Genomic DNA, 12,136 nt, shown 5'->3' on the forward strand with positions numbered 1-12,136 from the left:
GTCAGCGATCACCGCCGAGCGTCGAGACCGTCTGGCGCCCGAACCACTGCGACTCACGGATCTGCCGCATCGCGGCCTTGCGCGCCGCCGGGTCCAGCCGCTGCATGAACATCACCCCGTCCAGGTGGTCGGTCTCGTGTTGGACGCACCGGGCGAGGATGTCGGTCGCGTCGAAGGTCACGGGCTCGCCGTGCATGTCGAAACCGCTGGCGGTCACCCGCTTGGCCCGCAGGCACTCGGCCCGCACGCCGGGCACCGACAGGCAGCCCTCCTCGCGAAGAACCTGCTCGTCGCCGACCACCTCGAAGGTGGGGTTCACCAGGTGACCGGACGCACCGCCGCAGTCGTAGGCGAACACCCGCAGGCCGACGCCGATCTGCGGGGCGGCGATGCCGGCGCCGCCGCGGGCGCGCATGGTGTCGACCAGGTCGGCCACGAGGACACGGAGTTCGTGGTCGAAGTTCACGACCTCGTCCGCCCTGGTCCGCAGGACGGGATCGCCGAACAGGCGAACCGGCTGGATGGTCACGGAGTCTGCTCCCCTGCTCGGGCGTCGCCGCGGCCGCGGCAGCGTCGAATCGAATGTCACGGACAGTCTAGGGATGTCGCGGCACACCGCTGAACCACCCGCGCCAGGAAAACTCTCGAGGATTTCCCGGCGAATCGCCGAGCGAAAGAATTCGCGCGGCGCCGACGCGGGTATTGACTGTCCCTGATCGACCCGAAAGCCGTGCGACAGCGGAAATCGGCGCACGGCAACGCTGAAATGTCACGCACTCATCTGGAGGTTGCCATGGCTGGAACTGCGAACAAACTGATCAAAGCGTGGGAAGACAAGACCCTCGAGGAAATCGCGAAGGCCCCGGTGACCGCGTTGCAGGGCGTCAGCGAGTCCGATGCGGAGCACCTGCTGGCGGCGTTCAACATCAAGACCGTCGAGGACCTGGGTACCAACAAGTTCTTCCTGTGGGCACAGGCGTTCGCCAAGCTGTCCGAATAGCGTTCCCACGTGGGCACACTCGCCGCGGCCGGGCAGTCCGGACGCGGCGAGTGCCGCCGTCGACGGGGATGGGGTGGACGTCAGACTCCGAAATTGCTGGCGATCATCATCTCGACCATTCCGGTGCCCAGCGGAACGGGTGCACACAATGGCTCGGGCGCGTGCTCGGGATCGAGTGCACCCACCACCAGCGAAATGGTGAACGGGTCGTACGCCATGTTCATGTGCCCGGTCTTGTTCTGCGGGCACAAATCCTGAATCAGGACATTCCGCGCACCGGCGCCGTGCAATTCGACGTTTGTGTACGGCTGGATCATCTCGTCGTACCGGGTGCCGATGGTGGTGTAACTCACGCCGGGGACGGTGTCGCCGCCCGCATTGAGCGCGGTGAGCAACTCCGATCCCTGCACCTGCTGCGCGACCGCCTGGCCCAGCACCGCGGCGATCACGGCCGTGCCGCCGGGAATCGCGGCCGCAACCGGCGCGACTCCGTAGAACTGCCCGCCGTAACTGGGCGAGGCCACGCCGACCCACCGGTCGACCACCGCGGCGCCGCCCATCTGGTTGACGAACATGCGGGTCACCGTCGCACCCTGGGAGAAGCCGACCAGGTCCACCTTCGCGGCGCCGGTCGCCGTCCGCACCCGGTGCACGAAGTCCGCGACCTGGCCGGCACTGACATACATGTCCTCGGTGCCGAACCGGGCCCCGCCCGGCTTGCCGCCGTAATTCACCGCGAATACGCAGTACCCGGCGGACTTCAGCTGCGGCGAGATCGCCGACCAGTCGGAGTAGGCGGTGGCGTCGGTGCCGTGCGCCAGGATCACCGGTTTCGGGTGCGCCGCGGTGGGGACGCAGCCGAAATCGTTCGAGCCGGGCGGCGCGGACCCGGGGTGCTTGCCGTCGTACACCGTGGCCGCGGCGTGGGTGGGCTGGGGCGGCCCCGGCAGTTCGGGGACCTCGGTCACCGATTCCGCCGCCACCGACGACCCCGCAGATCCTAGATCCACAGATCCGAGATCCGCCGACCCGAGATCCGCCGACCCGGTCGCACCGGCAGCCGGCGCCATCAGCAGCGATCCGGCCAGCAGCGCAGCCGAGACCACGGTCACCGCGCGCTCTCTCGCCGCCTGCCGTTCGACAATTCGACGGTTGGTTCCCCGCATGGCGCCCCCTCGCGACGATGGTTCAGAGCTCCATCATGAGCGCTGCGGGCTGCACTGTAACCATCAGGGGGCTAGCTTTTCGTCGAATCAGCGTCGGCATCATCCATCGTGGACGGATCCTCGGCGAGCATGCGGTACAGCGAACGCCGAGCCTCGACGAGAATCTGCCCGGCCGCGCTCACCTGCTCGGGGGTCCCGACTGCGGCGACCTGCCCGACCGCACCCATCAACTGGCCGACGAGTCCTCGCAGGTCCTGCGTCTCACGCCCGACGCCGGCGCTCACCTCGTCCCAAGGGCTGCCGAGGTCGGTCTTGTTCTCCTCGACGTACGTCGCACCGGCCTCGGTGAGCCGCGCGGTCTTCCTGCCGGCCACCTTCTCGATCAGTACGAGACCCTCGTCCTCGAGCTGGGCCAGCGCCGGGTAGATCGATCCGGGACTCGGCTTCCAGATCCCGTTGCTGCGCTGCTCGATTCGCTGGATCAGTTCGTATCCGTGCATCGGCCCCTCGGCGAGGAGCAAGAGGATCGCGGCCCGCACGTCGCCGCGCCGACCCCGTCCACCGCGACCGCGGCCCCGGCCGAAGCGCGGCCCGCCGCCGGGTCCGGGCCCGAATCCCGGGCCGAATCCGTCCGGCCGGCGGTCGCGCCCCACGCGTCCCGGATGGCGCCTGCCGCGCCGATGTTCCCTGTTCATGTTCATGCCTTCCATGTCAGCCTCCTACGACTGTCACCTCGACTACGTGGTTCGTGTCGATCATGTTATCGACGATATATCGACAATCTATCGACGGCAAGGTCGATTCAGGCGCCCCCGGCACCTGTGCGCACTTCTGGTTGCCCAGAGCTACCAAAAGCATGCACAGGACACAGGCCGTTCACCAGGCGAAACATCATTGTGATCGAATGCGCGTGCGAGTAGAATTTGGTGTATGAAACTCGACGCCATGCTCACCGACCCCGCCCGGGTCGAGGCATGGCGACTCGACGAGACCGAGATTCTGGCGGCGGTGCCGGAGCTGGTTCAGGACATGCGTAGGCGGGAGGCGCTACTGGTCCGGTTCGTCCGCGAGGCCGACCAAAGATGCCTGCCCGAGCACGCCGGGGCCGCGGACACCACCGCCTGGCTCGCCGGCATCACCCGGATGCACCGAGCCCATGTCGCGCAGATCGTCCGACTCTCCCGCGAACTCCCCCTGCACCCACGGATAACCGACGTGCTGAACGAGGGACGGATCGAACTCGCCCACGTCCAGGTGATCGTCAACTTCCTGGACCGCCTCGCGAAACTCACCCGCGACTTCGACATCGAACCCGCCGAAACCGACTGGGACCATCCCGACCCCGACAGCGGACGGGCCGACGACTGCGAGGCCTACCTGCTCATCGCCGCCCGCGTCGAGGACCCCGCACAGTTGCGCAAGCGGGCCCGCGAGATGGAGATCTTCTTTGAGCGCGACAGCGATCTCCCCTCGGACGCCGAGAATCCCGAGCTCAACGAATTCCACGCCTCCAGCACCCTGGGCGGTCGGGTGCTCGTGAAGGGCAGCTTCGACGCCGAGTCCGGCGAGGCCCTACAGACCGCCCTGTCCGGGCTGTCCAAGCCGCACCCGACCACCGACGACGCCGGCAACCCGATCCGCGACCCTCGCACCGCCTCCAAGCGCAATGCCGACGCATTCACCCAGATCGTCCGCGGCCACCTCGACAACGCTCGTGGCCCGATGGAAGGTGGGGAACGACCGCACGTCACCGTCACCATCGACGTCGACGCCCTCAAGGACGCAGTCACCGCGACCGCGCCGGCCCCCGCGACCGGAGCCTGGACGAAGAACGGCTGGGCCTACCACGCCGGCAACGCAACCGGACCCGTCGGCGGGGAACCTGACCACCGCGCCTGCGGGACCTGCGAGAACTGCACCGCCGGTAAGGACTGCCGGTGCAACGCCGGCTGCACCAGCCCCGCCGGAACGAGACCRCCCCGCCGGTACCGCCGCGTCCGGCACGCCAGCATGCCCTGGGCCGGACCCGTCTCCGCGGCCATCGCCGCCCGCCTGTCCTGCGACGCGAAGGTCACCGCGGTCTTCGTCGACAAGGAAGGCAACCCACTCGACGTCGGCCATACCACCCGCATGATCTCCCCGCGACTGCGGAAAGCATTGGTGGCGCGGGACTGCGGCTGCGCRTTCCCCGGCTGCGGCCGACCCGCCGCSTGGACCGACGCCCACCATATTTGGCACTGGTCCAAGGGTGGTCCGACAGCGCTGTCGAACCTGGTGCTGCTGTGCAAGAAGCACCACACGATCATCCACAAGAACCACTGGGCGGTGGCCATCGGCGACGACGGCCATCCRTGGTTCACCCCACCCGCCTGGGTGGACCCGTTGCGAAAACCACGGCCGGCCCACAACCGGCGCGCGATCCACGGGGCCTGACCCACAGGCACAGACCCGAACACTCACCCACAACCAGACCGGTTGCGGCCGAGACACACTCGGCCGCAACCGGTCGGCGCTGCGCCAGGAGGCCAACAACGGAGATTCCACGTCATTCAATCCGGCACCCGAGGCCACCCCAGACTCTGCGCCTGCTCCACTCAAACGTCAGCGTCGTCCGGCCACGGAATCACCGTCAATCGTGGCCACTCCGCCAGCCACCGAACTGCCTTCGCCTCGTAGACCTCCCGTGGCGCCAACACCGGGTTGGGCCGCAGCACCATGCCGAAGAGGTCGTCGAACCCGTGCGGTGCATACACCCGGAGCTCGCTGTCTGCGGCTTGCGTGATCCCGAAACAGCAGGTGGTGGATGCGAAGTGGTCGATCGCATCCTCGGTGCTGGCGAAGGGGGCCGCCGGGACCCCGAAATGCTCCTCGTACCAAAGGTGGACCCGCGCCTCGTTGCGCACCTCGACGGGCCGGCCGATGTCGGAGAAGAGTGCCCTGGCTCTCCTGATGATCCGGTCCTCGGCGTCGTAGCCCAGGTCCGATGCGTCGAAGTAGAAGAGGTCGTAGTCCCTGATGCCGGCCCGCAGATCGCGGCCGTCCAGGTGGTTCCAGACCGTCTGAAACACCCCGCCAGCGGTGAGGTACCAGTCTCGAACACCGAGTTCGTCGGCGCGATCGACGATCCTGCGCACGTCGGGGTTGGCGAGCACGATCTCGAGCATTCGATGCTCGTCAGCGTGTGAGCTCACGACGACAATCTTGCACGGCAGCGGCCGCATTCGTGGTGTCCCCGTCCACTACGCCACCACGGCGTCCGTGGACGATCGGTCGCCCGCGAACTTGGCGGCCGCGACGCCCAGCGCGATGGCGCTGAACGTCCCGCACCACAGGATCCAGGCACCCGCGTAGTACAGCAGCCACAGCGCGAACCGGAGTTGGATCACGATGAACGGGATCAACGCGATCGAGCGGAGGGTTCGCAGGTCACCGGCTCGATACAGGATCTCGGCGAGGACGCAGACCGCCGCGAGCACCGTGAAGAACGGCAGGTTGTGCCATTTCAGGGCGTTGGTCCAGTAGGCCTCACCCGAAACCCAGCTCATGCGTTCAGACGCGTAGTAGCCCAGTACGCAACCGGTCAGCCAGTAGGCCGTTGGCGCCGCGACTGCCCGCGACAGCAGGCTGCGCCTGCCCACGGGGTAGGACACGGACTCTTCCACGGCCTCGAATGTACTGATGGCCGAGGTGCGGGGAACTGGAAACCTCCCCGACCGGCCGCCGAGTCAGCCGATCCGCACCGGATCCATCTGCACCCGAACCGAACCCACGGCCCGCCGCGCACTCCGCACCGCCTGCGCCTCCGCCAACGCACGCGCCAACGCACCGCCCGCGGCCCGCGGCACCCGCAGCAACATCCGCTCCACCTCGACCGGTTCGGGTCCGTCACCGGAGAACGGCAACCGCTCCCCCGGCGGCAACGGCACCGGACCCAACGGCTCCACCCCGTCGGGCAGCGCCGCCGCCGCGAGCAGGTCCTCGATGGCGGCTCGGCCGCCGTCGACCGCGGCCAGGTGCACCGCGGGCGGGAAGCCGACCTCCGCCCGCTGCTCGAGCTGAGACTGCGCCGCCCCCACCGGATCCCACCGCACCAGGGCCTGCACCGTCGGCAGCCCCGCGTCGGCGACCACCACCACCTTGCCGCCGGCACCCGCCGGGCGCACCAACGCGCCCGCCGTCATCCAGCGTCGCAGCGTCTCCTCCTCCGCCCGCAGGTCGGCCCGGCCGAGCAGCGCCCAGCCGTCGAGCAGCAGCGCGGCGCCGTAGCCACCCGGCATCACCGGCTCCGCCCCCACCGTCGCGACCACCAGGCTGGCACCGGCAGGCACCGTCGCGGACACCTCACCGCCACCGGAGGTGCGTACGGGCACTCCGGGGAACGCGCGCCCCAGTTCCTCGGCCGTCCGGCCCGCGCCCACCACCACCGCGCGCAGCGAACGGTTCCCGCAGGCCTGGCACCGATGGTTCGCGTCGGCGACACCGCACCACCGGCAGGCTGGCGTGCCCGCGCCGTCCGGCCCGACCGCCGACGGCAGCGACAACGGACCGTTGCAGCGGCGGCACCGGGCGGGCGCCCGGCACTTCCCGCAGGCCAGCGACGGGACGTAGCCGCGACGCGGCACCTGCACCAGCACCCCGGCACCCGCCGTCAACGCCTCCCGGGCCGCGGCGAACGCGATCGCGGGCAGTCGCGCCGCCCGCGCCCCCGGGTCACGGGCCAAGGCATGGTCGCTGTCGGCCAGCGCGGTCACGTGCGGCGCCCGGGCCCGCACCTCCGGCCGCCCCGCGACCAGGTCGTGCGCCCACCCGGAGTCCACCAGCGCCTGCGCCTCCGCGGTCCGCGCATGACCGCCCAGGATCACCGCGCAGCCGGTGCCGAAGGCCCGCAGCAACGCCACCTCCCGGGCATGCGGGTAGGGCGAGCGCGGCTCCGAGTGGTTGTCGTCCCCGTCGTCCCACACCGCGATCAACCCGAGCTCGGGGACCGGCGCGAACACCGAACTGCGGGTACCGACCACAATCCGTGCGGTGCCTCGCAGGGCGGCCAGCCAGCGCCGATACCGCATCGCGGGACCCAGTCCCGCCGCCAGCGGCACCACCAGGTCGTCACCGACCAGCGCGACGCACGCGGCCGCCACCCGGTCCAGGTCCTTCTGGTCCGGCACCACCAGCACCGCGGACCTGCCCCCGCCCGCGACGACGGCAGCCAGCTCCGCCAGCCTCGTCGGCCAGTCCTCGCCGGGCAGCGCCTGCCAGGCCGCCCGCGGGCCACGGCCGGCCTGCACCGCGGACACGAAGGCCTCGCCGTGCACGTAGGCGGCCCACGCCTCGACATCCGGGACCACCTCCGGCGCCGTCACCGGCTCGGGCACCGGCTCGGCCTCGACCCGCGCGTGCCGCGGCGGCACCGCCAGCCGCAGCACGTCCGCGCGGGTGCCGGCGTACCGGCGGGCGACGGCGTCGACGAGATCGGAGACCTCCGGGGTCAGGACCCGCTCGGCCGAGACCACCCGGTCGAGCCAGCCCAGCTTGCCGGGGTGCTCGCTGGTCGCGACGCGGGCGACGACGAACCCGTCGACCAACCGGCCCGCGAAACGCACCCGCACCCGCACCCCGGGCTGCGCCTGTTCGTCGAGTTCGGCCGGAACCCGGTAGTCGAACTCCCGGTCCAGGTGCGCGAGCGGCATCATCGGAAGTACCCGGGCGACAGGCAGTTCCGGCGCGGGCTCGCGCTCGGCCTTCACCGCCACGGGACCACCCGCACATCTCGGTGCAGGGTGCACCGCCAGCGACCCGGCCCGAGGCTCCGCCCGAGAGCAGACGAGCCGCCCACCACGATCGGTGAGCGGCTCGGTGCTGACGCCATTTAGAGCCCGGCGGCCGCGCGCAGCTTCTCGGCGCGGTCCGTGTGCTCCCAGGGCAGGTCGATGTCGGTGCGACCGAAGTGCCCGTAGGCCGCGGTCGGCGCGTAGATCGGCCGCAGCAGGTCCAGGTCACGGATGATCGCGCCGGGACGCAGGTCGAAGATCTCCGTGATCGCGGTCTGGATGCGAGCCGGGTCGACCTTCTCGGTGCCGAACGTCTCGACGAACAGTCCGACCGGCGCCGCCTTGCCGATGGCGTAGGCAACCTGCACCTCGATGCGCTCGGCCAGACCGGCGGCGATCGCGTTCTTGGCAACCCAGCGCATGGCGTAGGCCGCGGACCGGTCGACCTTCGACGGGTCCTTGCCCGAGAAGGCGCCGCCGCCGTGACGGGCCATGCCGCCGTAGGTGTCGACGATGATCTTGCGACCGGTCAGGCCGGCGTCGCCCATCGGGCCGCCGAGGACGAACTTGCCGGTCGGGTTGACCAGCAGCCGCACGTTCGAGGTGTCGAGATCGGTGTCGCCGAGGTCGGCGAGCACCGAGCCGAGCACCTTCTCCCGGACGTCGGGGGTCAGCAGGTTGTCCAGGTCGATGTCAGCGGCGTGCTGGGTGGAGACGACGACGGTGTCGAGTCGGACGGCCTTGTCGCCGTCGTATTCGATGGTGACCTGGGTCTTGCCGTCCGGACGCAGGTACGGCARCACGCCGGTCTTGCGGACCTCGGTGAGCCGGCGGGAGAGCCTGTGCGCCAGCGCGATCGGCAGCGGCATCAGTTCCGGGGTGTCGGTGCACGCGTAGCCGAACATCAGGCCCTGGTCGCCGGCGCCCTGACGGTCGATCTCGTCGTCGGTGACGCCGTCGACGCGAGCCTCGTGCGAGTGGTCGACGCCCTGCGCGATCTCGGGCGACTGCGCGCCGATCGCGATGTTCACGCCACAGGAGTTGCCGTCGAAGCCCTTGGCGGACGAGTCGTAGCCGATGCCGAGGACGACGTCGCGAACGATCTTCGGGATGTCGGCGTAGGCGGTGGTGGTGACCTCACCGGCGACGTGCACCTGGCCGGTGGTGACCAGGGTCTCGACGGCGACCCGGCTGCGGGGATCCTGCTCGAGCAGCGCATCCAGGATGGAGTCGCTGATCGCGTCACAGATCTTGTCCGGATGGCCCTCGGTCACGGACTCGCTGGTGAATAGCCGACTACCGGACTTGCTCACAGATCTCCCTCTCGCCAACGCTGCTGTTGTGTACCGAGCCAAACCTAGTGCGAGGCACGGCAGATGTGCACTGCTGAAATCACGTCAAAACCGAAATTCACGAAGATCGGGAATCGCGCCGAACCCGACGCGACACCGATTTCCACATTACGAGCTTTTTTCACATTACGAGCACCGGACTCAGCCGGCACTCGCGCCCCCGCCGACGGCCAGCAATGCCGACGTCGCGTCGACGACCCGGCTCGCCATCAGCGACTTGGAGCCGTGCGCCAGCGCCCGCTCCGAACCGTCGGCGCCGAGGATCCAGCCACTGTTGTCGTCGACCTCGAAGGCCTTGCCCTCGCCGACCGCGTTGACCACCAGCAGGTCGCAGCCCTTGCGGGCGAGCTTGCTGCGGGCGTGGGTGAGCACGTCGCCCTGCGCGTCCCCGGTCTCGGCGGCAAAACCGACGATCGCGGTGGTCAGCGGCAGGTCGCCGTCGTTGCGTGCCTTCACCAGCCCCGCCAGGATGTCGTCGTTGCGGGTCAGCGGGATCATGTCCGGCTCGTCCGCGCCCTTCTTGATCTTGGCGGTGGCCACCGTGGACGGACGGAAGTCGGCGACGGCAGCGGCCATCACCACGGCCTCCGCACCGACCGCGGCCTTGTCGACGGCCTCGCGCATCTCCTGCGCGGTGCGCACCCGGATCACGTCGACCGCGGCCGGGTCGGACAGTTCCGCGGTGTACCCGGCGATCAGCGTGACCTGGGCGCCGCGCTGCGCCGCGAGCCGGGCAATGGCGTAGCCCTGCTTGCCGGAGCTGCGGTTGCCGAGGAACCGGACCGGGTCCAGCGGCTCGCGGGTACCGCCGGCGGAGACCACGATGCGACGACCCGCGAGGTCCCGGGGCAGTGCATCGGGACGCTCCAACAGCAGGGTCGCGAGCCCGACGATCTCGTCCGGTTCGGGCAGCCGACCGGCGCCGGTGTCCTTCCCGGTGAGCCGGCCGGACGCGGGTTCGATCACGGTGATGCCGCGCGAGCGCAGGGTCGCCACGTTCGCGACCGTGGCCGGATGCTCCCACATCTCGGTGTGCATCGCGGGTGCGAACACGACCGGACAGCGGGCGGTGAGCAGGGTCGCGGTGAGCAGGTCGTCCGCGCGGCCGTGGGCGGCGCGGGCCATCAGGTCCGCGGTCGCCGGGGCGATGACGACCAGGTCGGCCTCCTGGCCGAGCCGTACGTGCGGCACCTGCGGCACGTCCGTGAAGACACCGGTCTGCACCGGGTTCCCGGACAGCGCCTCGAAGGTCGCGCTGCCGACGAACTCCAGCGCGGCGTCGGTCGGGATCACGCGGACGTGGTGTCCGCTCTCGGTGAAGCTGCGAATTATCGCGCAGGCCTTGTAGGCCGCAATGCCGCCACCCACTCCGACGACAATGCGCCGGTGCCGGGTGGCGGCACCCGAGTCAAGTTCGGTCACGGCCGGCGGTCACTCGCCTTCGGTGTGCTCGAGCAGATCGGCGTGGATCTCGCGCAGCGCGATGGAGAGCGGCTTCTCCTGCAGGCCGGGCTCGACGAGCGGGCCGACGTACTCGAGGATGCCGTCACCGAGCTGGTTGTAGTAGTCGTTGATCTGACGGGCCCGCTTGGCCGAGTAGATGACCAGCGCGTACTTCGAGGAGGTGCGCTCGAGCAGCTCGTCGATCGGCGGGTTGGTGATACCGAGCGGGGTGTCGTACGCCGGCACGCCGTGGCGATCGGCTTCGGACGCGGCTGTCTGAGTGGCACTCATGTGCGTATCTCCTGAAATTGGTCGGCGCTGGGTCAAGCTTTGTGTACTAGTCAGGACTGACTGGAGGTCAGAGCTGGGTACAAGTCGGTACGGCGAAATACGACGGCGGTCGGCTACCGCTGACCACCAGCCAACAAGGATACCAACTCCTCGCAAGCACGATCGACATCCTCGTTCACGATGACCGTGTCGAACTCGTCCTTGGCCGCCAGTTCGACCTTCGCGGTCTCCAGGCGGCGGGCCACAACCTCTGCCGACTCGGTGCCCCGCGAGGTGAGCCGGGACACCAGCTCCTCCCAGCTCGGGGGTGCCATGAAGGCGAGGACCGCCTCCGGCATCGCAGCGCGCACCGCGCGGGCGCCGACCAGGTCCACCTCCACCAGCACCGGATGGCCTGCCTCGAGGGCCGCCTCCACCGGGGCCGCCGGGGTGCCCGAACGCTGCAACCCGCCGTGGATGTCCGCCCACTCGAGCAGTTCGCCCGCTTCGATCATCCGCTCGAACTCGGCCGCCGTGACGAACCGGTAGTCCTTGCCGTCCACCTCGCCGGGGCGAGGGTCTCTTGTCGTGGCAGACACGCTGAAGACCAGTTCAGGCATGCGTTCGTGGAGCTTGCGCACCACGCTCGACTTGCCTACGGCGGAGGGGCCGGCCAGAACTACCAGCCGACCCCTCTGCACTGCACTGTCCCCGGCCACATTCACCGAGGTGGTCTTGCTGCTGTCTGACACCTGTTCTGCGTCAGCCACCACGTTTGTTCTCAGGCCTCGAAATCGAACCTGGTCAGCAGGGCCTTGCGCTGACGATCGCCGAGTCCGCGCAGACGGYGCGTCGGGGCGATCTCCAGCTCGGTCATGATCTCCTGCGCCTTGACCTTGCCCACCTTGGGGAGGGCCTCGAGCAGGGCGGACACCTTCATCTTGCCGAGAATCTCGTTCTCTTCGGCGTCCTTGAGGACCTGCTTCAGGTCGGTGCCGCCGCGCTTGAGGCGCTCCTTGAGCTCAGCCCTGGCCTTACGGGCGGCAGCCGCCTTCTCCAAAGCAGCGGCGCGCTGCTCATCAGTCAACTGGGGAAGGGCCACGGTTCCTCCGTCTCGTAGTGTGCAAATAGTGTTCA

13 protein-coding genes are annotated in these 12,136 nt (G+C 69.5%); 2 read left to right on the forward strand and 11 right to left on the reverse strand.

Annotation, left to right across the window (positions count from 1 at the left end; genetic code table 11):
• Position 1: 1 nt before the first annotated feature.
• Positions 2 to 529, reverse strand: coding sequence for a peptide deformylase (def, locus tag AC1DU4_RS09795; RefSeq protein WP_477839341.1), 528 nt, complete (start codon positions 527 to 529; stop codon positions 2 to 4).
• Between the two features lie 264 nt (positions 530 to 793).
• On the opposite strand from def, the gene AC1DU4_RS09800 reads away from it, so the two are divergent.
• Positions 794 to 1,000, forward strand: a complete 207-nt coding sequence (locus tag AC1DU4_RS09800) for a hypothetical protein (RefSeq protein WP_477839343.1) — start codon at positions 794 to 796, stop codon at positions 998 to 1,000.
• Between the two features lie 80 nt (positions 1,001 to 1,080).
• Here the strand turns inward: AC1DU4_RS09800 and AC1DU4_RS09805 are convergent, their stop codons facing one another.
• Together AC1DU4_RS09805 and AC1DU4_RS09810 are read right to left on the reverse strand one after the other, a co-directional pair.
• Positions 1,081 to 2,070, reverse strand: coding sequence for an esterase/lipase family protein (locus tag AC1DU4_RS09805; RefSeq protein WP_477839423.1), 990 nt, complete (start codon positions 2,068 to 2,070; stop codon positions 1,081 to 1,083).
• A gap of 167 nt (positions 2,071 to 2,237) precedes the next feature.
• The gene (locus tag AC1DU4_RS09810; RefSeq protein WP_477839345.1) at positions 2,238 to 2,876 is read right to left on the reverse strand and encodes a PadR family transcriptional regulator; all 639 of its coding nucleotides are present in this window, start codon (positions 2,874 to 2,876) and stop codon (positions 2,238 to 2,240) included.
• Positions 2,877 to 3,096: 220 nt separating this feature from the next.
• Here AC1DU4_RS09810 and AC1DU4_RS09815 point away from each other — a divergent pair, with 220 nt between their 5' ends.
• Positions 3,097 to 4,599: an HNH endonuclease signature motif containing protein gene (locus tag AC1DU4_RS09815; protein ID WP_477839347.1), complete on the forward strand. Its 1,503-nt coding sequence runs from the start codon at positions 3,097 to 3,099 to the stop codon at positions 4,597 to 4,599.
• 161 nt (positions 4,600 to 4,760) lie between these two features.
• Here AC1DU4_RS09815 and AC1DU4_RS09820 read toward each other — a convergent pair whose 3' ends face one another.
• From AC1DU4_RS09820 to mihF, 8 genes are all read right to left on the reverse strand, one after another.
• Positions 4,761 to 5,357 (reverse strand): nucleotidyltransferase family protein, encoded by a 597-nt coding sequence (locus AC1DU4_RS09820; RefSeq protein WP_477839349.1) that lies wholly within the window; start codon positions 5,355 to 5,357, stop codon positions 4,761 to 4,763.
• A gap of 48 nt (positions 5,358 to 5,405) precedes the next feature.
• Positions 5,406 to 5,828, reverse strand: a complete 423-nt coding sequence (locus AC1DU4_RS09825) for a hypothetical protein (RefSeq protein ID WP_477839351.1) — start codon at positions 5,826 to 5,828, stop codon at positions 5,406 to 5,408.
• Between the two features lie 63 nt (positions 5,829 to 5,891).
• Positions 5,892 to 7,856 (reverse strand): primosomal protein N', encoded by a 1,965-nt coding sequence (locus AC1DU4_RS09830; RefSeq protein ID WP_477839425.1) that lies wholly within the window; start codon positions 7,854 to 7,856, stop codon positions 5,892 to 5,894.
• Positions 7,857 to 8,032: 176 nt separating this feature from the next.
• Positions 8,033 to 9,247 carry a methionine adenosyltransferase gene (gene metK, locus AC1DU4_RS09835; RefSeq protein ID WP_477839353.1) on the reverse strand — a complete coding sequence of 405 codons (1,215 nt, stop codon included), beginning with the start codon at positions 9,245 to 9,247 and terminating at the stop codon, positions 8,033 to 8,035.
• Positions 9,248 to 9,427: 180 nt separating this feature from the next.
• On the reverse strand, positions 9,428 to 10,708 hold the full coding sequence (coaBC, locus tag AC1DU4_RS09840; RefSeq protein WP_477839355.1) for a bifunctional phosphopantothenoylcysteine decarboxylase/phosphopantothenate--cysteine ligase CoaBC: 1,281 nt from the start codon (positions 10,706 to 10,708) through the stop codon (positions 9,428 to 9,430).
• A 9-nt stretch (positions 10,709 to 10,717) separates the two neighbouring features.
• The gene (gene rpoZ / locus AC1DU4_RS09845) at positions 10,718 to 11,020 is read right to left on the reverse strand and encodes a DNA-directed RNA polymerase subunit omega (protein ID WP_072846880.1); all 303 of its coding nucleotides are present in this window, start codon (positions 11,018 to 11,020) and stop codon (positions 10,718 to 10,720) included.
• Between the two features lie 113 nt (positions 11,021 to 11,133).
• The gene (gmk, locus tag AC1DU4_RS09850) at positions 11,134 to 11,718 is read right to left on the reverse strand and encodes a guanylate kinase (RefSeq protein ID WP_477839427.1); all 585 of its coding nucleotides are present in this window, start codon (positions 11,716 to 11,718) and stop codon (positions 11,134 to 11,136) included.
• A 62-nt stretch (positions 11,719 to 11,780) separates the two neighbouring features.
• The gene (gene mihF / locus AC1DU4_RS09855) at positions 11,781 to 12,101 is read right to left on the reverse strand and encodes an integration host factor, actinobacterial type (protein WP_477839357.1); all 321 of its coding nucleotides are present in this window, start codon (positions 12,099 to 12,101) and stop codon (positions 11,781 to 11,783) included.
• Positions 12,102 to 12,136 lie beyond the last annotated feature (35 nt).

The organism is Rhodococcus sp. P4_F5, assembly GCF_056401315.1.